This is a genomic window from Amycolatopsis sp. NPDC003676, from assembly GCF_053587275.1.
The window spans coordinates 136,182-155,063 of sequence record NZ_JBSFNS010000008.1 but is presented as its reverse complement, the minus strand read 5'-3'; the positions used below and the strand labels follow the sequence as shown (position 1 = coordinate 155,063).

Annotated in this window: 20 protein-coding genes; 8 read left to right on the top strand and 12 right to left on the bottom strand. The window is 70.1% G+C overall.

Features of this window, described 5'->3' with window-relative positions:
• Window positions 1–153: 153 nt before the first annotated feature.
• The 6 genes from ACWDNU_RS07655 to ACWDNU_RS07630 all read right to left on the bottom strand — a co-directional run bounded on the left by ACWDNU_RS07655 (window position 154) and on the right by ACWDNU_RS07630 (window position 5,217).
• Window positions 154–1,545 carry an ATP-binding protein gene (locus ACWDNU_RS07655; RefSeq protein ID WP_449668186.1) on the bottom strand — a complete coding sequence of 464 codons (1,392 nt, stop codon included), beginning with the start codon at window positions 1,543–1,545 and terminating at the stop codon, window positions 154–156.
• A complete protein-coding gene (locus ACWDNU_RS07650; RefSeq protein ID WP_449668185.1) occupies window positions 1,542–2,234 on the bottom strand; it encodes a response regulator transcription factor in 693 nt (230 codons plus the stop codon). The genes ACWDNU_RS07655 and ACWDNU_RS07650 overlap by 4 nt, the downstream gene beginning before the upstream one ends.
• 144 nt (window positions 2,235–2,378) lie before the next feature.
• Window positions 2,379–2,969, bottom strand: a complete 591-nt coding sequence (locus ACWDNU_RS07645; RefSeq protein WP_449668184.1) for a hypothetical protein — start codon at window positions 2,967–2,969, stop codon at window positions 2,379–2,381.
• Window positions 2,962–3,729, bottom strand: a complete 768-nt coding sequence (locus ACWDNU_RS07640) for a hypothetical protein (RefSeq protein WP_344284209.1) — start codon at window positions 3,727–3,729, stop codon at window positions 2,962–2,964. The genes ACWDNU_RS07645 and ACWDNU_RS07640 overlap by 8 nt, the downstream gene beginning before the upstream one ends.
• 120 nt (window positions 3,730–3,849) lie before the next feature.
• Window positions 3,850–4,464 carry a Crp/Fnr family transcriptional regulator gene (locus tag ACWDNU_RS07635; protein ID WP_344284206.1) on the bottom strand — a complete coding sequence of 205 codons (615 nt, stop codon included), beginning with the start codon at window positions 4,462–4,464 and terminating at the stop codon, window positions 3,850–3,852.
• Window positions 4,465–4,590: 126 nt separating this feature from the next.
• The gene (locus tag ACWDNU_RS07630) at window positions 4,591–5,217 is read right to left on the bottom strand and encodes a hypothetical protein (protein WP_344284203.1); all 627 of its coding nucleotides are present in this window, start codon (window positions 5,215–5,217) and stop codon (window positions 4,591–4,593) included.
• Window positions 5,218–5,424: 207 nt separating this feature from the next.
• On the opposite strand from ACWDNU_RS07630, the gene ACWDNU_RS07625 reads away from it, so the two are divergent.
• The gene (locus ACWDNU_RS07625; RefSeq protein ID WP_449668183.1) at window positions 5,425–5,844 is read left to right on the top strand and encodes a PadR family transcriptional regulator; all 420 of its coding nucleotides are present in this window, start codon (window positions 5,425–5,427) and stop codon (window positions 5,842–5,844) included.
• Between the two features lie 27 nt (window positions 5,845–5,871).
• Here the strand turns inward: ACWDNU_RS07625 and ACWDNU_RS07620 are convergent, their stop codons facing one another.
• Window positions 5,872–6,987, bottom strand: a complete 1,116-nt coding sequence (locus ACWDNU_RS07620) for a hypothetical protein (protein WP_449668182.1) — start codon at window positions 6,985–6,987, stop codon at window positions 5,872–5,874.
• 604 nt (window positions 6,988–7,591) lie between these two features.
• Here ACWDNU_RS07620 and ACWDNU_RS07615 point away from each other — a divergent pair.
• From ACWDNU_RS07615 to ACWDNU_RS07605, 3 genes are all read left to right on the top strand, one after another.
• The gene (locus tag ACWDNU_RS07615; RefSeq protein WP_449668181.1) at window positions 7,592–8,614 is read left to right on the top strand and encodes an isopenicillin N synthase family dioxygenase; all 1,023 of its coding nucleotides are present in this window, start codon (window positions 7,592–7,594) and stop codon (window positions 8,612–8,614) included.
• Window positions 8,611–9,132, top strand: coding sequence for an AAA family ATPase (locus ACWDNU_RS07610; RefSeq protein ID WP_449668180.1), 522 nt, complete (start codon window positions 8,611–8,613; stop codon window positions 9,130–9,132). The genes ACWDNU_RS07615 and ACWDNU_RS07610 overlap by 4 nt, the downstream gene beginning before the upstream one ends.
• A gap of 140 nt (window positions 9,133–9,272) precedes the next feature.
• Window positions 9,273–10,442 (top strand): S8 family peptidase, encoded by a 1,170-nt coding sequence (locus tag ACWDNU_RS07605; protein WP_449668179.1) that lies wholly within the window; start codon window positions 9,273–9,275, stop codon window positions 10,440–10,442.
• 33 nt (window positions 10,443–10,475) lie between these two features.
• Here the strand turns inward: ACWDNU_RS07605 and ACWDNU_RS07600 are convergent, their stop codons facing one another.
• Window positions 10,476–11,318: a hypothetical protein gene (locus ACWDNU_RS07600; RefSeq protein ID WP_449668178.1), complete on the bottom strand. Its 843-nt coding sequence runs from the start codon at window positions 11,316–11,318 to the stop codon at window positions 10,476–10,478.
• A 288-nt stretch (window positions 11,319–11,606) separates the two neighbouring features.
• On the opposite strand from ACWDNU_RS07600, the gene ACWDNU_RS07595 reads away from it, so the two are divergent.
• Together ACWDNU_RS07595 and ACWDNU_RS07590 are read left to right on the top strand one after the other, a co-directional pair.
• A complete protein-coding gene (locus tag ACWDNU_RS07595; RefSeq protein ID WP_449668177.1) occupies window positions 11,607–12,107 on the top strand; it encodes a winged helix-turn-helix domain-containing protein in 501 nt (166 codons plus the stop codon).
• 197 nt (window positions 12,108–12,304) lie between these two features.
• Window positions 12,305–12,772 (top strand): hypothetical protein, encoded by a 468-nt coding sequence (locus ACWDNU_RS07590; protein ID WP_449668176.1) that lies wholly within the window; start codon window positions 12,305–12,307, stop codon window positions 12,770–12,772.
• Between the two features lie 242 nt (window positions 12,773–13,014).
• On the opposite strand, the gene ACWDNU_RS07585 is transcribed toward ACWDNU_RS07590, so the two are convergent.
• Both ACWDNU_RS07585 and ACWDNU_RS07580 read right to left on the bottom strand, forming a co-directional pair.
• The gene (locus ACWDNU_RS07585; protein WP_449668175.1) at window positions 13,015–13,704 is read right to left on the bottom strand and encodes a response regulator transcription factor; all 690 of its coding nucleotides are present in this window, start codon (window positions 13,702–13,704) and stop codon (window positions 13,015–13,017) included.
• Entirely contained in the window at window positions 13,701–14,849 is a 1,149-nt protein-coding gene (locus tag ACWDNU_RS07580) for a sensor histidine kinase (protein ID WP_449668174.1), read from the bottom strand. The genes ACWDNU_RS07585 and ACWDNU_RS07580 overlap by 4 nt, the downstream gene beginning before the upstream one ends.
• 86 nt (window positions 14,850–14,935) lie before the next feature.
• On the opposite strand from ACWDNU_RS07580, the gene ACWDNU_RS07575 reads away from it, so the two are divergent.
• Window positions 14,936–16,423 carry a hypothetical protein gene (locus tag ACWDNU_RS07575; protein ID WP_449668173.1) on the top strand — a complete coding sequence of 496 codons (1,488 nt, stop codon included), beginning with the start codon at window positions 14,936–14,938 and terminating at the stop codon, window positions 16,421–16,423.
• A 496-nt stretch (window positions 16,424–16,919) separates the two neighbouring features.
• Here ACWDNU_RS07575 and ACWDNU_RS07570 read toward each other — a convergent pair whose 3' ends face one another.
• Entirely contained in the window at window positions 16,920–17,123 is a 204-nt protein-coding gene (locus ACWDNU_RS07570) for a hypothetical protein (protein ID WP_449668201.1), read from the bottom strand.
• On the opposite strand from ACWDNU_RS07570, the gene ACWDNU_RS07565 reads away from it, so the two are divergent.
• Window positions 17,092–17,217, top strand: a complete 126-nt coding sequence (locus tag ACWDNU_RS07565; RefSeq protein WP_449668202.1) for a hypothetical protein — start codon at window positions 17,092–17,094, stop codon at window positions 17,215–17,217. The two genes, ACWDNU_RS07570 and ACWDNU_RS07565, sit on opposite strands and share 32 nt — an antisense overlap.
• 207 nt (window positions 17,218–17,424) lie before the next feature.
• Here ACWDNU_RS07565 and ACWDNU_RS07560 read toward each other — a convergent pair whose 3' ends face one another.
• Window positions 17,425–18,864 carry an aldehyde dehydrogenase gene (locus ACWDNU_RS07560; RefSeq protein ID WP_449668172.1) on the bottom strand — a complete coding sequence of 480 codons (1,440 nt, stop codon included), beginning with the start codon at window positions 18,862–18,864 and terminating at the stop codon, window positions 17,425–17,427.
• Between the last annotated feature and the right edge of the window lie 18 nt (window positions 18,865–18,882).

Here is an 18,882-nt window from a genome sequence, read left to right as displayed (position 1 = left end):
CGATTCCGGTGTCGGACAGGAGAATTCGCGGCGGATTCGCCCGGCGCGGCGAGCCTTCGGCGACGTCTGGCCGAGCGGATCCGGCCGGTTCGGACAGGATGCCGCATTCCGCTCAACCGTCGCCCTGCGACCGGATCCGCCCGACTGACCCGGTCACGCGCCCGTGGCCGGGAACGCCAGCTCGAACCGCGCGCCCCCGCCGTCGGCGGATCCGGCGCGGACCGTCCCGCCGTGCTGGCCGACCACCTGCTCCACGATCGCCAACCCCAGCCCGGAGCCCGGCTTCGACCGCGCCGCTTCGGCCCGGTAGAACCGCTCGAACACGTGCGGCAGGTCGACCTCGGCGATGCCCGGTCCCTGGTCCGAGACGACGATCGCCGGGATCTCCGGCAGCACCGCCGCCCGGACCGTCCCGCCCGGCGGGCTCCACTTCGCGGCGTTGTCGAGCACGTTCAGCACCGCCCGCTCCAGCGCCCCGGCCCGGCCCTTCACCTCGGCGCTCGCCAGCGTCACGGCGAACTCCACCTGCGGTGACCGGGCCCGGACCCGGTCCGCGGCGGCGGCGAGCACGTCCGCGAGGTCGACCCGGTCCACCGGTTCCGGCTCCCGCTCGCCAGTGGACAGGTCCACCAGCTCGCCGACCAAAGTGGTGAGTTCGACCGACTGGACATCGAGGTCCGCGAGCAGCCGGGTCCGGTCCTCCGGCGGCAACGCCCGGTCCTGGCCCTCGGCGTGGATCAGCAGCTCGATGTTGTTGCGCAGGCTGGTCAACGGAGTCCGCAGCTCGTGCCCGGCGTCCTGCACGAGCCGCCGCTGCTCGTCGCGCGAAAGGCGGAGCGCGCCGAGCATTTCGTTGAACGCGTCGGCCAGCCGCGCCAGTTCGTCCTTGCCCGCGACGGTGATGCCGGCGGCGAGTTCCTGAGTCCTGGCGACGTCTTCGGCGGCGACCGTCAGCGCGGCGACCGGACGCAGCGCGGTCTTGGCGATCGCGCGCCCGGCCAGCGCCGCACCGGCGACGCCGACCAGCCCGGCCAGCGTCAGCCACCCGCCCAATTCGGCGAGAGTTCCCTCCAGGCCTTCGGAATTGCGCGCGACCAGCACCGCTCCCCCACCGGGCCGCGGCACGCTGCGCACCCGGTAGCGATCCCCGCCGATGCGTTCGACGTCGAAGCCGAGCGCCGCGTCCCCCGCCGCGACGAACCGGGCCTGCGGGCCAGTCGGAAACGGCGGCGCGCCCGCCACGCCGACGCTCGCCCCGTCCGCGTCCACGAACTCCACCGCCATCGCCTCGGCCCGCCCGGAACCTGGACCCGACTTGTCCTGCTGCACCGCACGCAGCGTGGCCAGCGCCTCCGCCGGGTCCGCGGCCTTCGCGGCGACCTGCGCGTAAGTCTGCAACTGGGCGTCGAACTGCTGATACAGATTGGCCCGGGTCAGGAACCACGCGGCCGAGAACGTCGCGACCACCGCGACGGCCATGGCGAGCGCGACCATCGCGGTGAGCCGGGTGCGCAGCGAGCGCTCCCGCCACCGCAGCCGTTTCACAGCGGGTCGTCCCGCAGCACGTAGCCGACCCCGCGCACGGTGTGCAGCAGCCGGGATTCGCCGCCCTCTTCGAGTTTCCGGCGCAGATAGCTGACGTAGACGTCCAAGCCGTTGGACGAACTGCCGAAGTCGTAGCCCCACACCTGGTCGAACATCGCCGTCCGGGTCAGCACGATCCGCGGATGCCGCAGGAACGCCTCCAGCATCGCGAACTCGGTGCGGGTCAGCCGGATCGGCCGGTCGCCCCGGCGAACCTCCCGGGTCTCCGGGTCCAGGACCAGGTCGGCGAAGGAGAGCGCGGCCCCGGCCGGACGCGCCGGGGCGTCGTACTCGACCCGGCGCAGCAGCGCCCGCACCCGGGCCAGCAGTTCCCGCAGCGCGAACGGTTTCACCAGGTAGTCGTCGGCACCCGCGTCGAGACCCGCGACCCGGTCCGTGACGCCCGTGCGCGCGGTCAGCATCAGGATCGGCACGAAGTTGCCCTCGGCACGCAGCACTCGACAGCTGTCCAGACCGTCGAGCACCGGCATCATCACGTCGAGCACGACGCCGTCCGGCTTCTCCGCCCGGATCACGTCGAGTCCTTCCGCCCCGTCCCGCGCGAGCGAAACGGTATAGCCCTCGAAGCGCAGCGTCCGCGACAGCGAATCCCGGACCGCTTCCTCGTCGTCGACCACGACCAGATGCACCGCAGCCTCCTTCCGCCTGGCCCCACTCTCCCGCACGAAAATGAGAACTCAGTGAGAAGTCGCCCGTTCCGGGAGTTCAGTACCAGCCGCGCGCCAGCCGCCAAACCTGTTCCCTCAGATCGGGCCGAAGACAGTGCGCCGCGTTCAGAACGGGTTGGTTGTTTCCGTTTGACCTCCGTCTGGCGGATCGTCGACAGGCGGGTCGCGGAGACAGCGGTGCAGCCAGGCGTCGAGGCCGGCTCGCCAAGGCTTTCCGACATGCCGGGCGTCGGCGCGGATCGCGGTGAGTTCCCAGGTGCATCCGGCCGTGGTGCGAGTGGTTGTGCCGCGAAGGCGTTCTTCGACGTGCCGACGGACAGCGAGCAGTTCCGGACTTGGACTGATCCGCGCGAACGCGCTGACCGTCCGCGTGATGTCGTGGTGCAACTGCTTGCGCGCGTCGCTGGGCGCGGTGGACAGGAGCAGGTAGGGGTCATGGATCCACCAGTCGGCTTCCACCGTCAGCCAGCGGCGTTCTGTTTCCCCGGCGGGCAAAGCAACCCGGAAGCTGTCGGTCTGCAGTCTCCGGTCGATGAGGTAGAAGCGTTCGCCGGAGTTGACGCTCAGCCCGGCAGTGGCCGCGCGGTGGGCGACGACGGCGACGTGCTGGCCCCGCAGCCTGGCGAGAGTGCGCGCGATCGCACTGCTGATGCTGTAGCCGAGGACAGGGCGAGCGTCAGGGCGGAACCTAGGCACCGTGGGCCAGTCCGTTGTCGGCGTGGCCGTTGCTGCTCGGACTGCCGAAGTCGGCGTCGTCGACGGAGTTCAAATGAGTGAGCCGGAGTCCCTGCGGCGGCAGCGGCGGAAGCGCCGCGACGGGAGGATCCTGCAAGCTGATGACGGTGCCGGCGGTGTCGAGGCCAGGCAGGTGGATCCACGCGTCGCCGGTGAAGTCGCCGGTGCTCACGTGGATCGGCGCGCAGCGGGCCGGCGGGACCAGGCCGACGGTGAACGGTTCGACCACCGCCCGCCAGATCGCCTCGGACATCACCAGCGCTGCCCCGAACCGCTCGCCGGTCGGGTCGGCGTGGCACCAGTGCCGCACGACCTCGCCGAACGCGGCGGAATTGAGCAGCCGGGTCAGGGTGATGTACGTGCGGTGATACCGCCGGTCGTCCGCCATCGGCCCCAGGTGCACCGCGACCCGCGCCCGCATCGGGAACCGGTGGTACCGGTTGCGCGACCGCAGCAGGTGGTCGAGGTGGAACACGACCTCCACCAGCCGTCCGGCCTCGTGATCGGGAAAGGCGAGCATCGAGCCGTCGCCGGTCTCGCGCGGGTGCCCGGCCTCGTCCCAGGACAGGCCAGTCGTGGCCAGCGCCTGTGCGAGCAGGGATTCCATCTCGGTTTTCATCGGGTCGAGCAGGTCGTCGCTGGCCCGCGACGAACCCACGATGTCGACCACGATGACCGCCCGCGTGCGCGCGGCGTAGTGACTCGACGTGAACGCGCTCATCGGTGTTCTCCCCCTGCACTGTCATCATTTGGTAACAGGCAGGAGTGTCACGACTACCCGGCATCGAGTTCTGTTCACCGGTGCACAGAACCGCCCATCAGTTGTCGCCGGATGGGTGATCTAGGTCATCTCGGCGAGGGACTGCAACCGGGGGACGTCGATCACGGTCAGCGACCGCCGTCCGGTCGCGATCACGTTCTGGCTCCGCAACTGCTTCAGCGCTTTCGCGAGGGTGCCGCGGGAGACGGGGATGAATGCCGCCTGCTCCTCCTGGGTCAGCGGCGCGTCCACCGACCATCCCCCGTCCCGCTCGCTCGCGCAGACGTCGACCAGGTACAGCAACCGCCGCGCGATCTGGACAGTCATGTCCGGCGTACGGGTGTTGGTGCGTTCCCGCTGCGCGTTCCACAACCGCTCGCTCTGCAGGACACTGATCTGATAGGTGGTTTCCGGATTCTCGTGGAGGAACCGGCGGAACGTCTCCGCGTCGATCCGCCGCAGCGCCACGTCGTCCAGCGCGACCACGTCGGCCATCCGCGGCAGCCGGGTCATCACCGCGGCCTCGCCGTAGATGTCGCCTGGGCCGCCGACGTCCAGAATGACCTGCCGGGCCTCGTGATCGGTCGAGGTCACCTTCACGTGCCCCTGCTCCAGCACGACCACGTCGACGCCTGCCTTGCCCACCGCCAGCACCGGTTCCCGCGGCCGCAGCCGCTGCCGGCTGCCCAAGGACATCAGCCGCGTCTTGTCCCGTTCCGGCAACCGGTTCAGAAAAGACGGCTTCCGCCCGCCCCCTGCTCCCCGCCCCACGCACCCTCCGCTCCACGCGCTCGTCCGAGCACGGAGCCTAAGCGCGGACGATCACCCACGCTCGGCAGCCGGACCGGTGAACACCCGCAGCCGCACGAGTTCGCCGCGCACCCAGCCGGCCAGCCGGTTCAACGGCCCGTCCGCCGGCTCGGCGCGCCACTGCTCCATCAGCACGCCATCGGGACCGTGCCCGGCAGACCACCACAACGCGCTGCGGACCTCCCCCGCGGTCAACGGCACGATCCGCCGTCCCGGCACCGGCCGCACCATGGACTTCACCCCCATCACCGCCGCCACCGCCTCGGCGAACGTGAACTGATGCTCCACCACGACCTCCTGGGCCGCGCCCTCGCCCCGACCGCCCGCAGCCGCGGCAGGGAACATCCCCAGCCGAACCAATTGACCCCGCACCCGCGCCGTCTGGAAACGCCGAACGACGGACTCCGCATCGACCGGCAGCGCCCGCATTCCGCCGGACTGCCGCCCGCGCCCGGCGCGCCTCAGATCCGCGCGCACGCCCCGCACCGACAACTCCCCCACGGCCACGCTGAGCGAGCCGCCATAGGCGGCCGCGTGCGAAGCCAGCACCGCCTCGACCGCCTCGTTCACCGTGAACTGATGACGCACCCACACCGCCACCCGCTCCTGCCCGCCGACCGCCCGTTTCGCAAAACCCACCCGGCCACCACAGCAGATCCGGCATGAGAGTTCCGTCCACCGCCGGACAAAGCCGGGCCTCGGTCCGGTGAATTCGGCAGAAGCGAACTCCGCACCGCCGATTCGCGGGGCGACGGGCTCAGGAGCGCTCACGGGAATACCTGCGCAGTCATGTTGCCGAGGTGGACGTGCGCCCGTCCGGACGGCCACGACGGGGAGGAGAGCGTCATGCGGCTCGAGGAAGCCGGGCTGCTGGAACTCGACGAGGAAGACTCGGGGCGCCGGCGCAAGACGTTCTCGATCACCGAGGCCGGCCGGAAGGCGCTGCGCGGCCGGATGGCCGAGCCGGTCGACGAGCACTTCGAGCTGCGCGACGTGGCGGAGATCAAGCTCTTCTTCAGCGAACTGGCCGGACCGGACGACGTGGCACAGCTCGCGAAGGGGCAGGTCGAGCAGCACGAGCGCCGGATCGCCGAATACGAGGAGATGCGCCGCCGCTTCGGCCGCATCGAGGAGGTCGCCGACCGGATGATCACCCTGGAACTCGGGCTGGGCATGGAATACGCCGCCCTCGAATTCTGGCGCGGCGTGTGCGAGCGCGCCGACCGCGGCGAGTTCGAGACCGGAAAGCAGCCGCTTCGGGACTAGCGTGGCCTGCGTGGGGGACATTCCCCGTCACCGGACGTCCGGTCCTTCCCGCCGAAGCCGGTTTCGCTCCTGGCGTTCCCGTTCGCGACGGCCGTACGTCGCGTTCCGGACGGTCTCTTCGTCTTCCAGGCTCGATCCGAGCGCGCCGGCGACGATGCCGACCGAACTGCACAGCCACACCAGGCTCAAGTACGACCCCGCGCCGACCGGGCGCCCCAGTGCCTGCGCGAAATAGCCGCTGTCGATCAGGACCGCCGCGGCGAGCAGCGCGAGCACGTACAGGATCGCGTACATGCACACCACCCCGATCGCCAGCGTGGTTGCCGTGGAAACGTTGTACAGCAGCGCTTTGCGTTGCTGGGCGGCTTCGGAAGGCCGGTCCCAGAGATGGTTGTGCACCGTCAGCCACACCGTCATGACCAGGACGGCGACCACCGTGATCGCCGCCAGCCGCAGCGGGGACAACGCATCCGCGAGCTTCCAGAACGAGCTGGTGATGATGCCGTAGGCGGCGGTCCCGGCCGCCGCCGCGGTGGCGCCCGCGAGGTGCGGAACGAGCCGCCAGGGGCGGTTGTCCCGCACCATCCCGGCCAGCAGCCGCAGCCGGCCGCGCAGGCCGACCAGCGCCAGGTGCGTCGCGGAGGGGTGGCGTTCACCGGGCAGCCGCCGCGTCGGGGCGAGCGTTTCCCGCAGCCGTGCCAGAGTCGCGCGCCGGCCTCGATCGCCGTCGGTCCCGAGCTGTGGTGACACCAGTTGCCGAACCACGCGGACCAGCAGCGCCCGTGCCCGGCGTCGCACGAGGAGGGCTCCCAGCGCGGGCAGCGAGATCATCGCGACGCCGTGCTCGACGTCGACACCGGCGACGACGGGGTCGGTTCCCGCGCGCCGGGGCAGGTCGGTGACCAGGACCAGCAGATCCCAGCCCCGATCCTGCCGGTGCCGCCGCGACAGCGTGCGCATCGGGATGTCGCCGTCTTCGTCCAGCGGGAGCCGGTCGGCCTCGTGCTCCACCCGCCACCGCGTCCGCCCGTCCACCCGGGCGGCGAAGACTTCGGGGAGCTCGTCGGCGATCGTGGCGATCACCTGCTCCGGCAGCCCTCCGTCGGCCAGCACCCCGACGGCCACCTGGCGCGGCGCGTTCATGTGGTCCCCTCCTTCGTCCGCTCCCCGCCGGTTTCCCCTGCCGGTCCCGGCCAAACCAGGCCGGACCGGACAGCGGATCAGAGCCCGGGGACCGGACGCCGGGACGTCACCACCCCGCGCCGGTGGCGTGCTGTGGTGTTCCCGGCGCGCCCGCGCGAACCCACCCGATCTCCGCGATCACGCCCTGCCCCGTCCAGGTCGGCGTTTCGTCCTCGGCGCAGCGCGGCGACCACCGGGCAAGTCGACGACGATCTCTTGGCAACCCGGAGCTCCGATTCGGCCGGTCCTGAACGATGTCGAGACGCGGCGGGAACCGTGCCCCGGATACGACGCGGAGACAAGAAGAGTATTTGCCCAGCCGTGACGAGGGCTCGCGCTAGGCGAACGAGATCGAACGCAAGGGGCTGGCGCTCTACGGATCCCTCCCGCTGTTCAGCGGTCCCTCGATCTACGGCGTCTCCCAAGGCCTGGCCAACATCGGCGCGACTATTTTCGGCACTCCGCTGCCGGAGACGGTGGGGTGGCAGAAATAGCGCCCGCAGGCGGCGCTGCCCGCGATGTGAGACTCCGGTACGAACCAGAGAGCGGTCCTTAGGCTGCTGACGTGACGACGTTTGACAAGCAAGCTTTGCCGCTGATCGACATCTCGCGCTTCCGCGGCCCCGCCGCCGACCGGGCCGCGTTCTTGGCGGAACTGCGCACCGCCGCGCACGACGTAGGGTTCTTCTACGTGGTGGGGCACGGGGTTTCCGGCGAGCTGACCCGCGGAATCTTCGCGGCGGCCAAGGAGTTCTTCGCATTGCCAGTCGAAGAGCGGCTGGCAATCGAGAACGTCCGGTCACCGCAATTCCGCGGGTACACGCGGACCGGTCACGAGCGCACCGGCGGCGCTCCCGACTGGCGCGAGCAGATCGACATCGGCCCGGAACGCGAGCCGGTAGCCGGTGTGGGTCCCGCCTGGCAGCGGCTGATCGGTCCGAACCAGTGGCCGGAAACCCTTCCCGTGCTGCGGAAAACGGCCCTCGCGTGGCAGGCGGAGGCATTGCGCGTCAGCCGGGAAGTGCTCCGCGCGCTCGCCGCCGCGCTGGGCCAGGACGAAGAGTACTTCGACGCCTGGTTCGACGAAGAAGCGAACACGCACCTGAAGATCGTGCGGTACCCGGGGCGGCAGGCGGCGGAACAGGACCAAGGCGTCGGCGCGCACAAGGACTACGGCTATCTCGCGCTGCTGCACCAGGACGAGATCGGCGGCCTGCAGGTTCAGGCGTCCGACGGCAGCTGGATCGACGCCACCCCGGTCCCGGGCAGCTTCGTCGTCAACATCGGCGAGATGCTGGAGATCGCGACCCAGGGCTACCTGACCGCGACACGGCACCGCGTGGTCAGCCCGCCCGCCGGGACCGAGCGGCTCTCCGTGCCGTTCTTTCTCGGGCCGCGGCTCGACGCAGTCGTGGAACCGCTCGCGCTGCCGCCGGACCTGGCGGCGGAAGCCAAGGGGGTCAGCCAGGATCCGGACAACCCGCTGCACGCGGCGTTCGGCGAGAACGCGCTGATCGGCTGGCTGCGCTCGCACCCGAAGGTCGCGCAACGCTGGTGGAGCGACGTGCTCGCGGATCGCGAAGGATGAGCAAGCCCGGCCTGATCCTGCTCGGCGGGCTTCCCGGCACCGGCAAGTCGACCGTCGCCGCCCCGGTGGCCCGCGCGCTTCGCGCGGCGTATCTGCGCATCGACCGGATCGAACAGGCCCTGGCGGACTCGGGGGAACTTCCGGAACGCCCCCGCGCGGCCGGATATCTGATCGGATACGCGTTGGCCCGCGACCAGCTCGACCTCGGCGTCACCGTGGTCGCCGAATGCGTGAATCCCCTGAAAATCACCCGCGACGCCTGGAAAAACGCGGGCGACCGGCACGGAGCGTGGACCCTCGAAGTCGAACTCGTCTGCTCCCGGCCCGCCGAACACCGCGACCGCGTGGAAAACCGGACTGTCGACATCCCCGGGCTCGAGCTTCCCACCTGGCAGCAGGTCGTCGACCGCGAGTACGAGACCTGGGATCGCGATCGCTTGGTCATCGACACTGCCGTGACGAGCGCGACGGAAGCTGCCGAACTCGTTCTGCGGCACGCACGCGCGCTGTCCAGCTGACGGGAACATGCTTTCGCCGGAGTGAAAACCACCCTGGGCGGCAACGCAAACTCGGCGCAAACGCGCAAAAAGCCGCCCCTTCTGACGAAACACGACAAGCCATAGCTTCGGAGTGTCCCCCTCACCCCGAAGGAGCAGAAATGCGCGCAGCCAGATCCGCCGGAGTCGCCGTCGCCGCGGTGGCCGCCGTCGTCGTCACCGGTGTCACTTCCGCTCAGGCCGCGGAAGGCGTGGTACTCGGCACGACCTACGCCAACCGGATCGACGACAGCTACATCGTCGTCTTCAAAGACGGTGCGGCCACCACGAACAGCGCCGAACTCGCCAGTCGCTACCGCGGCACGGTAAGCCGGATTTATCACCAGAACCTCGCCGGTTTCTCGGTTCGCCTGGACGAAAAACACGCCAAACGACTCGCCGCCGACAAGGCGGTCGCGTTCGTCGAGCAGGACAAGCGGGTGCACACCGAAGAAGTGCAGCAAAACCCGCCTTCCTGGGGACTCGACCGGATCGACCAGAAAAACCTTCCGCTGGACCACAAGTACACCTACTCCACGACCGCGTCGAACGTGAACGTCTACGTGCTCGACACCGGAATTCGCGCCACCCACGAGGATTTCGGCGATCGGGTGCACCAAGGCTACGACTTCGTCGACGACGACACCGACGCCGACGACGAATACGGGCACGGCACGCACGTGGCCGCGACCATCGCCGGCTCGCAGTACGGCGTCGCGAAGGGCGCGCAGCTGTACCCGGTGCGCGTCCTCGGATCCGACGGCGGCGGAACGACGTCCGGGGTGATCGCCGGGGTCGACTGGATCACCGCCAACGCCAGGAAACCCGCTGTCGCCAACGCCAGTCTCGGCGGCGGAGTCTCGACCGCGCTCGACACCGCGGTCCGCAAATCGATCAGCTCCGGCGTCACCTGGACCGTCGCCGCGGGCAACTCCCACGCCGACGTCTCGACCACGTCGCCGGCCCGGGTGGCCGAAGCGATCACCGTCGCGGCCGCGGACAAGACCGACACCCGCGCGTCCTTCTCCAACTACGGAGCCGGAGTCGACCTGTTCGCGCCCGGAGTCGGCATCACCTCGGCGTGGAACACCGACGACACCGCCGCCTACACCGGCAACGGCACGTCGTTCGCCGCTCCGCACGCCGCCGGCGCCGCCGCGCTCTATCTCGCCGGGCACCCCGCGGCGACCGCGGCCCAGGTCTCCCAGGCGCTGATCGCCGACTCGACCCCGGGCCTGGTCGCGAACCCGGGCAAGGACACCCCGAACCGGACTCTGCGCGTCAAGCCCTGACGCCGCCCCCGGAAAACGGCGGGGTCCCGGCATTCACGCCGGGACCCCGCCATTACTGTGCTGCCAGCGGATCCCGACTCGGCCCGCCGCGTCCGCCTCGGCCACGTGCACGATCCCGGCCGAATCGGGCACGAGGTCCCGGCTCGTCCCGCTTTCGCGGAGTCGGACGCACCGGGCGGGCAGCACCGAAAATCTGGCTTCCAGAAGGTAATCCCGGACTTTGCGATCGAAGATCCGGACGAAACTCCGCACCGGCGGCCGAGCCGGGAACACCGCGCGGTACTCGACGACCACCGACTCCCCCGCCGCCGGCACGGAGTCCAAAACGAGTTCCGCGGTCAACTGGCTCCGCTCAAGATCGTGTTCGACAGTGCCCACCCGGCAATTCCGGTCCGCGACGACCTTCGGAAGCACACCCGGCACGAGTTCCCAGCACACCGGAAACCGTTCCGCCCCAGCAGTCCTGGCACGCAGCACGAGCCGCGCACGCACCTCCGACAGCCCGCCGTGCTCGTCGATGTCGGCCTGATCGTGCAGGCTCACCGCTGCCAGCCGCACCGGGCGCCCGTGGACCGGCTGACGACTCCGGGGCCGTGCCGGGCCGAGCAGCGTCCGGAGCGAACCGGGCGGCAGTTCGAGCACCTGCTCCAGCCCGGACAGCACGCGCAGCGATTCGACTCGCACCGGCCTCCTCCGTCCCGACTGCCACAGGCTCAGCGTCGGCACGCTCACCGCCAAGCCTTGCCGCGCAAGGCGGTGCCGGACCCGGTCCAAGGACAGCCCGCTGTCTTCGATTGCAGCGCGCAGAGCCAGCGGGAACGGCCCGTGCGCGAGCAAGCGCTCGAGATCGGCCGAACGTTCGGCGGCGCCGCGCATGAGCCCCCCTCGGGTCGGATGGTCACGGAAAACGTCTCAGTGACAGCACATCCGGCCGTCCGCCGCCGTCCCTCGCGTGAGCTTCCAACTCGGTGCCATACGCCGAAATTACGAAGAGAACTCGTGAAGTGTCAACGGTGCCCGGATCGTGAGCCGGCCCCGGGCACCGGCGAAATTCCGGCCGCGGTCCGATCCACGCGGCCCGGCTCGCGGCGGGCGTTCGGGGCACACCGTTCCATCTGCCGGACGTGTTTCGCCGAGTCGCCGCCCTGTCCGAAAATGCACGGTATGACGACGCACGCGCAACGGCGCCCGGATCCGGAGTTTCTCGACGTGCACATCCGGATCGCTCTGCCCGGCGGGTCCGGTCAAGCCCACTTCGTCGCGAAAAAGCTGGAAGCCACGCTAGGAGAGGTCGTGCGCACCGAAGCCGCCGCTGCCTCCCGGCGATTCACCGCCCCGAGCGCGAAATCCCGCCTCGTCTTGGTCCCGGACCCGGTCCTGCACATCGAAACCGGCGCCCGCCGCGCGACCCTGCTCGGCACCGCCCTCCCGCTGACGCGGCTCGAATTCGACCTGCTGCACTTTCTGTGCACCCATCCCGACCACGTCTACACCCGGAACGCGCTGAAAGAAGCCCTGTGGCCGAGCCAAGCGGGAAACGACCGCACCGTGGACGTCCACGTCCGCAGACTGCGAGCCAGGCTGAACCCGCATCTGCAGCCGATCACCACGGTCCGGGGAATCGGTTACCGGTTCGAAGGGTCGGCTCCCGTCGCCGTGGCTTGAGCCGGACGCCGCCCGGTCTCTCGCGGTCCGGCAATCGTCCGTCCACAAGAGACTCGGGCGGCGCTGGGCGCACAGCCAAGCTTCCGGCTCCGCGGTTCCGGTCAGGAACCGTTGCCGGGCGAGAGATTTCCTGTTTCGAGAACGCCGCGCACACCGACCGCCTGCCGTCACGTCCGCGTTGACGGTGCCACCGCATCGTGCAAGATCGTGCGGCGGCGGAGCGCTTCCGCGATCTCTGTGCGGCCGGTACGCACGGCCTGCGCGTTTTGCGCGAACCCGCCAACCCGTATTCCCCCTACTGCACCGCGCTCGTTCCCGTCTGCCGCGCGATCGACGGCAGTCCCCGCCTGCGACGGCTGACCACGGACCCCGCCACCACCTTCCCCTCAGCGGCAACCCGCTCCAGGACGGTGGCGGCCGAACGTCTCGAGAGAGGTCGCCGAGCCGCCCCACACCGCCGGGACGACCGATCATCCTCCGACGACGAACTCCGTCGCCTCACCCACAAGCCGATGACGCACCCGCGCCGCGGCATCCTCGACGGCCATGCCCACGACCTCGCGAGCGCCAGCGACGGTTACCACTGCCACATCGCGATGAACCTCGACGCAACGAGACCGGCCGGCCGCACAACAAACCCGGTGACAACTAGCGCGCACAAGTGACAGATAGAGCGTTGTCACCGCAGTGCGCGCGACCTGGGAGCTGTGGCGTGGTTGTGCGGCATAGTTGTCGCCTTTTGTGCGCCGTATCTGTCACCACGTTGACGTAGTGCGGCGAACGGGGAAGTCAGCGTCATGGCAAGACGGCTAGTCGTCGCCGGCGCTGACGAGGCCGTGTGCGGCCGCCGGGAAGGTCGGGCGAGAGTCGACGTCTGGCAACGCCGCGGTGCGGTGTCCGGGTCGCGTCATTCGGCCGCGTGCGGTCGCGGGGTGGCGGGTGAGTCGATGCGGTAGCCGATTCCTGGGGTCGTCGTGATGATGGGCGGGTTGCCGAGTTTGCGCCGAAGCCTGCCGATCGTGACCGTGACGGTGTTGGTGAAGGGGTCGGCGTTCTCGTCCCAAACCTGTTCGAGCAGGGTCTCGGCGCTCAGGAAGCCGGGGCTCGCGCGCAGCAGCGTTTCGAGGACTGCGAACTCCTTCACCGAGAGGCTGAGTTGTCGTCCGTCGCGTATAGCGGTGCGGCGTACCGGGTCCAGCTCGATCCCGGCTGTGCGCAGGGTTCTGGGGCGTGCGTGCGGCTTGCGCCGGGCGAGTGCCTGGATGCGCAGGATCAACTCGGGGAAGTGGAAGGGCTTGGCGAGGTAGTCGTCGGCGCCCAGGGTCAGCCCGCTGACCCGGTCGCCGGGGGCGCTCGCCGCGGTCAGCATCAGCACCATCGGCCGGTCCGCCCGTTCGGTGATCATCTGGCACAGCGTGTCGCCGTGGAGGCCGGGCAGGTCTCGGTCCAGGACGACGACGTCGTGCGCGGCGAGGTCGAGTTTGGCGGCGGCGGTCAGTCCGTCGTGGGCGAGGTCGACGGCCATTCCTTGGTCGCGGAGTCCCTCGGCGACGACCTCGGCGAGGGCGTGGTCGTCTTCGACGACGAGGATCCTCATGCCGGGACCGGCGTCTTCGCGACGGGCAGGGTGATCGTCACGCGCAGGCCGCCTTCGGGGCGGGCGAGCAGATCGAGGCTGCCGCCGTGGGCGGCGGCGACGGCGGCCACAATGGACAGTCCGAGTCCGGAGGAGCCGGTGCGTTCCTCGCCCAGCCGTTCAAAGGGCTGTGCCAGCCTGCTGACCTCTTGCTGGTCGAGGACCCGCCCGCCGGTCTCGACGGCCAGCACGGTCCCCTCCTCGGTCGCGGAGCCGGTGATCTCGATCCAGCCACCGTGCTCGTTGTGCGTGACGGCGTTGTCGACCACGTTGTCCACCAGCCGCGCGAGCAGGGCCGGGCTGCCCTGGGCCGTCGCTGCCGCGGGCAGGTCCACCGCCACGGTCAAGCCTTTCTCGTGAGCGTCGGCGGACCGTTCGCACAGCGCGGCGCCGACGAGTTCGCCGAGATCGACCTGGGCGGCGTCGGCCAGCGCGCCGTGTTGCGCTCTGGCCAGCACGAGGAACCCGTCGAGCAGGTGATCGACCCGATCCAGCTGGGGACGCAGCCGGTCCGTGAGCGCGATCGTCGAGCCGGCCGTGCGGGGCTTGGCGACCGCGACGTCCAGCGACGCCCTCATCGTCGCCAGGGGCGTGCGCAGTTCGTGGGAGGCGTTGGCGACGAAGCGGCGTTGCGCGGCGAACGATGCTTCAAGACGTTCAAGCAGCCCGTCGATGGTGTCGGCGAGGTCCTTCACCTCGTCGGCCGGACCGGTGACGGCCAGTCGCCGGTCCAGGCTGTCGGCGGAGATGCGTCGCGTGGCGCTGGTGATCAGCCGCAACGGCCGCAGCACGCGCCGCGCCAGGAGACTGCCGAGCAGCAGCGAGACGACCGCCATCACGATCAGCGCCACCAGCGAACCGGCCGCGAGTTGACGAGCCTGGTGGGAGTGCACCGCGTCCAGCTGGCCGGTCAGCTCCCGGATGAGCTCTCGCGACTCGGCGAGGCTGCCCTGCACGGGAAGAGCCCCGCCGGGGGCGACGCTGCTCACGCTGCCGCCGGACAGGAAAAAGGTCAGGACCAGCAGCACGACGCCGGAGAGGAGGAAACCGGTGGCGTACAAGACGGTGAACCGCGCGCCGACGGTTCCGCTGCGTATCCTGATCACGCCTCCAGCATGCCCTGGCCGGCCTAACAACGGCATGACAACGCCGGTTCCAGCCGTGTTACGCCCCCGTCCGTAGAACCGACGGCATGTCGACCACCGAACTCCTCCGGCGGGAATGGACCGCCTTCCGCCGCCCGGCCCGCCTGATCGCCCTGATCGCCGCGGCCCTCGCCGTCATCGCGCTCGGCCTGCTGGGCGCGGCCCGCAACAGCTCGTCCTGCGACGGCCCGTGCCCAGCCGTTCCCGTCGCCGAGGACGGCTCTGTCGTCAGCGACAGCTTCTGGTTTCTCCACCGGAACCTGGGCCGCGAGGGAAGGATCACGGTCCGGCTGACCGCGATGACCGGGACCATCACCTATCCTCCGCCGAACCACGACCGGATCGTGTCCGGGCTGGTGCCGTGGGCGAAGACCGGGATCATCGTCAAAGACGGCCTGCGGCAAGGCTCGCAGTACGCCGCGCTCATGATGACCGGCAGCCACGGCATGCGCTTCCAGCACGACTACAAGCACGATGTCGCCGGTCGCGCGGGCGGTGTCCCGGAACTGTTTCCGCGCTGGCTGCGCCTGACCCGCTCAGGCGACACCATCACCGGCTCCGAGTCCGCCGACGGCGCAGAGTGGGACACCGTCGCGACGGCAACCCTCGACGGACTGCCGGACACCGTGCAGGTCGGCCTCTTCGCCACCTCGCCCGGTGACCTCACCCTCCGCAAGACCGCGCTCGGCGGAGCGACCGAGGAAGTCCGGTTCACCCAAGCTGCCGGTACTTTCGACCACGTTTCTGTCGAAGGCGGCGGCACCAGCGGCTGGGCCAGCGAGCCGGTGGGCGAGATGAACCGCACCGACTGGGAGAAGAAGCACAACGCGTCGGGCGCGGTCGAGAAGGACGGTGTCATCACCGTCAGCGGCACCGGCGACATCGGACCGCTCGGCGAGGCGGGCGCACTGAGCGCCGAGAAGACCCTGACCGGTCTGCTGGTCGCGCTGATCATCGTGCTTGTCGCCGCAGCCCGCTACGGCGCCCGCACGGCTCGCGAGGAAGCTTCCCGACGGGTTGTCGCCGCCCGCGCGGCCGTTGTCGGGACGGCCGCCGCCACCACCGGGCTGGTCGCCGTCGGCGTGGTCGTCCCGGTGGGCATGGCGATCCTGAAAAGCAACGGCATCCCGGTGCAGCCGGCGTCGGCCCTGGCCGTCGTCGGATTGACTACCGGCCTCGCGGCAGTGCTCGCGCTGAGCGCGGTCCTTTCCTACGGCCTCGGCGTGTGGTTGCGCCGCGGCTGGGCCGCGATCCTCATCGGACTGTCGTTGGTCGCCCTGCCCTACGCCATCGCAACACTCCCCCTGCTGCCGGACACGGTCTCCGAATGGCTGCTGCGGCTCACCCCCGCCGCCGCCTTCGCCGTCCAGCAGACGCTCGTGGAGTACCCGCAGGCGACCGCGCACTACGCACCCTCGGCCGGATACTTCCCGCTCGCCGGATGGGCAGGTCTCGCCTTGCTCTGCGGGTACACGATCGCCGCGATGCGCATGGCCGCAGGCCGCAAACCAGCCCCGGGCACCGGCTGGCGGTAACGGAGGGAGCCACGGCGAAACGCCCCGCGCTGTCTGGACCACAGAAGAATCGTGCCGTCCGGGGCATCGCGGGCGACCCGCCGCAGAAGAACGAGACACCAGCACCGAGACGCTCCGCCGTCGCCGCAGCACCGCCTCGCGGATCGACCGGCCCCCGCAAACGACACTGCGCATTCCCGACCTTCGCCACAACACTCACCCGCAACGACCGCCTGCCCCTTCCGACTCACGACCCGCCTCGACAGAGCGAAACCGGCGAGCCCTGCACGCTCGCGGTGACAACTACCTCCTCACAAGCGACAGATAAAGCTCACAGTCACACTGGCTGTGACCGTGCGCTTTAGTTGTCACTGGCGCGGCGCGCAGCGTGGGAACCACTGCTCGGTTGTGCGGGGTGGTTGTCACCTGTTGTGCGCCGTGTCTGTCACCACCATGAAGGACTGCTGCGCAAGGAAATCCGATGCCGTTGTCAAGCCCGTCGGCTCCAGGGCGACAGTCAGGCGGCCCCGTCGGCCGTACGGGATGCAGTGGCGGGGAAAAGTCGCTCGACGGCGGCGACGATGGCCGCTCGCCGGGCGGCCAGGAAGGCGTCGCGGTCGGTTCCGGCTCCGGCGGGGATGTCGGGCTGATCGGCCCAGGCCATGGCGATCTGGCTGACGATGACCAGAATGTCCATCGGGTCCCAGCTGGGGTCGAGCACGCCGGTCTCCTGCGCGGTGCGCAGCTGCTCGATCTTGCGGGCGGACTTCGTCCTCGACGTGATCCGCGACGCCGCGAATTCCCTGCAGCAGTAACAGCTCAGCGACGGCCGGGAAGAATTACCCGGCAGAATCGGCTTTTCGGCCGCCAACTGCCGTCTGCGGCTGGCCGGGGGCGAGGGCTCGGCGTGAGCAGCACCGACAAAAACGCCCTCGTCGCCCCGGCGATCGAAAAGCCGACCCCGTTCTGCCGCGCACACCTCAACACCTGACGTGCGGGAACGCCCCCGAGCAGGCCGGTTGTCACACTCCGATGGACTGGTATTCGGCGTACGCGCCCAGCCCGGCCGCACCGTATTCCCGGCCGATCCCGCTCGCCTTGAACCCGCCGAACGGCGCCGCCATGTCCCGCGGCGCCCCGTTCACCGTGAAATTGCCGGTCCGGACACGGCGCGCCACCGCGAGCCCGTGTTCCGGGTCGGTCGTCCACACGCCGCCGTCCAGGCCGTACACCGAGTCGTTCGCCAGGGCGACCGCGTCGTCCTCGGTGTCGAACGGGATGACGGCCAGCACCGGTCCGAAGATCTCCTCCCGGGCGATCTTCATCGAGTTGGCGACGTCGGCGAACAGCGTCGGCCGCACGTAGAAACCCTTCTCCAGCCCCGGCGAATCCGGCGCGCCCGGGCCGCCCAGCACCACTCGCGCGCCTTCGGCGATCCCGGCTTCGATGTAGGACTGGACGCGCTGCTGCTGCAGCTCCTTGACCATCGGGCCGATCCACGTCCCGGCATCGGCGGGATCGCCCACCGGCAGCTCCGCCATCATCGCGGCAATCGCGTCGACCACCTCGCCGTAGCGGCTGCGCGGCGCGAGAATCCTGCTGTGCGCGACGCACGCCTCGCCATTGTTCCCCAAGGACAGCAGCTTCAGCCCCGCCGCCACTTCCGCCGGATCGGCGTCCGGCAGCACGATCGAGGCGGATTTGCCGCCCAGTTCCAAGCTGACCCGTTTCAGCTGCTCCCCCGCGATCGCCGCGATCCGGCGACCGGCGGCGGTCGAGCCGGTGAACGCGATCTTGTCCACCCCGGGATGCGAGACCAGGTATTCGCTGACCTCCCGGTCCGCGGGCAGCACGCTCACCACTCCCTCGGGAAAGCCCGCCGCGGCAAGGATTTCCGCCAGCACCAGGCTGTCGACCGCGGTCTCCGGAGACGGCTTCAGCACGACCGTGCAGCCGGCCAGCAGCGCCGGGACGATCTTGACCAGCGCCGACTGCTGCGGCGCGTTCCAGGGCACGACCGCCGCAACCACGCCCACCGGCGCGCGGCGCACCACGGTGCGGTGCCCGCCCTGCCCCGGCAGCGAGGTCTCCCAGTCGTACTCGGCGGCGATATCGGCGAACTCGTCGATCCTGTCCTTCAAAGTGCGCTGCAGCCAGGTGGTGAACCAGCTCGCCGAGCCGTTCTCCGAGGTGATCAGCGCGGCCAGGTCGTCCGCGCGGGCGGCGTGCAGTTCGTTGAACCGGCGCACCACGCGAATGCGGTCCTCGACCGCCATCCGCGGCCAGGGCCCGCGGTCGAACGCCTCGCGCGCGGCGGCCACCGCGCGGTCGACGTCCGTGACGCCCGCCTCGGGAACAACACCCACCGGCGACTGATCGTGCGGCGAACGGACCGGCAAAACCCGATCGGTCGCCGGGTTCGTCCAGACGCCGCCGACCAGCAGCTTGTCGTAGGTGATCACAACACCCTCCAAGTTAAC

What these genes read in the sequence shown, in the direction of transcription:
- ACWDNU_RS07640 (WP_344284209.1), bottom strand. Translation starts at nt 3,729, where the DNA reads ATGAGCGCGTTCACGTCGAGTCACTACGCCGCGCGCACGCGGGCGGTC.
- ACWDNU_RS07635 (WP_344284206.1), bottom strand. Translation starts at nt 4,464, where the DNA reads ATGTCCTTGGGCAGCCGGCAGCGGCTGCGGCCGCGGGAACCGGTGCTG.
- ACWDNU_RS07625 (WP_449668183.1), top strand. Translation starts at nt 5,425, where the DNA reads ATGCGGCTCGAGGAAGCCGGGCTGCTGGAACTCGACGAGGAAGACTCG.
- ACWDNU_RS07620 (WP_449668182.1), bottom strand. Translation starts at nt 6,987, where the DNA reads ATGAACGCGCCGCGCCAGGTGGCCGTCGGGGTGCTGGCCGACGGAGGG.
- ACWDNU_RS07610 (WP_449668180.1), top strand. Translation starts at nt 8,611, where the DNA reads ATGAGCAAGCCCGGCCTGATCCTGCTCGGCGGGCTTCCCGGCACCGGC.
- ACWDNU_RS07605 (WP_449668179.1), top strand. Translation starts at nt 9,273, where the DNA reads ATGCGCGCAGCCAGATCCGCCGGAGTCGCCGTCGCCGCGGTGGCCGCC.
- ACWDNU_RS07600 (WP_449668178.1), bottom strand. Translation starts at nt 11,318, where the DNA reads ATGCGCGGCGCCGCCGAACGTTCGGCCGATCTCGAGCGCTTGCTCGCG.
- ACWDNU_RS07595 (WP_449668177.1), top strand. Translation starts at nt 11,607, where the DNA reads ATGACGACGCACGCGCAACGGCGCCCGGATCCGGAGTTTCTCGACGTG.
- ACWDNU_RS07585 (WP_449668175.1), bottom strand. Translation starts at nt 13,704, where the DNA reads ATGAGGATCCTCGTCGTCGAAGACGACCACGCCCTCGCCGAGGTCGTC.
- ACWDNU_RS07575 (WP_449668173.1), top strand. Translation starts at nt 14,936, where the DNA reads ATGTCGACCACCGAACTCCTCCGGCGGGAATGGACCGCCTTCCGCCGC.
- ACWDNU_RS07565 (WP_449668202.1), top strand. Translation starts at nt 17,092, where the DNA reads ATGTCCATCGGGTCCCAGCTGGGGTCGAGCACGCCGGTCTCCTGCGCG.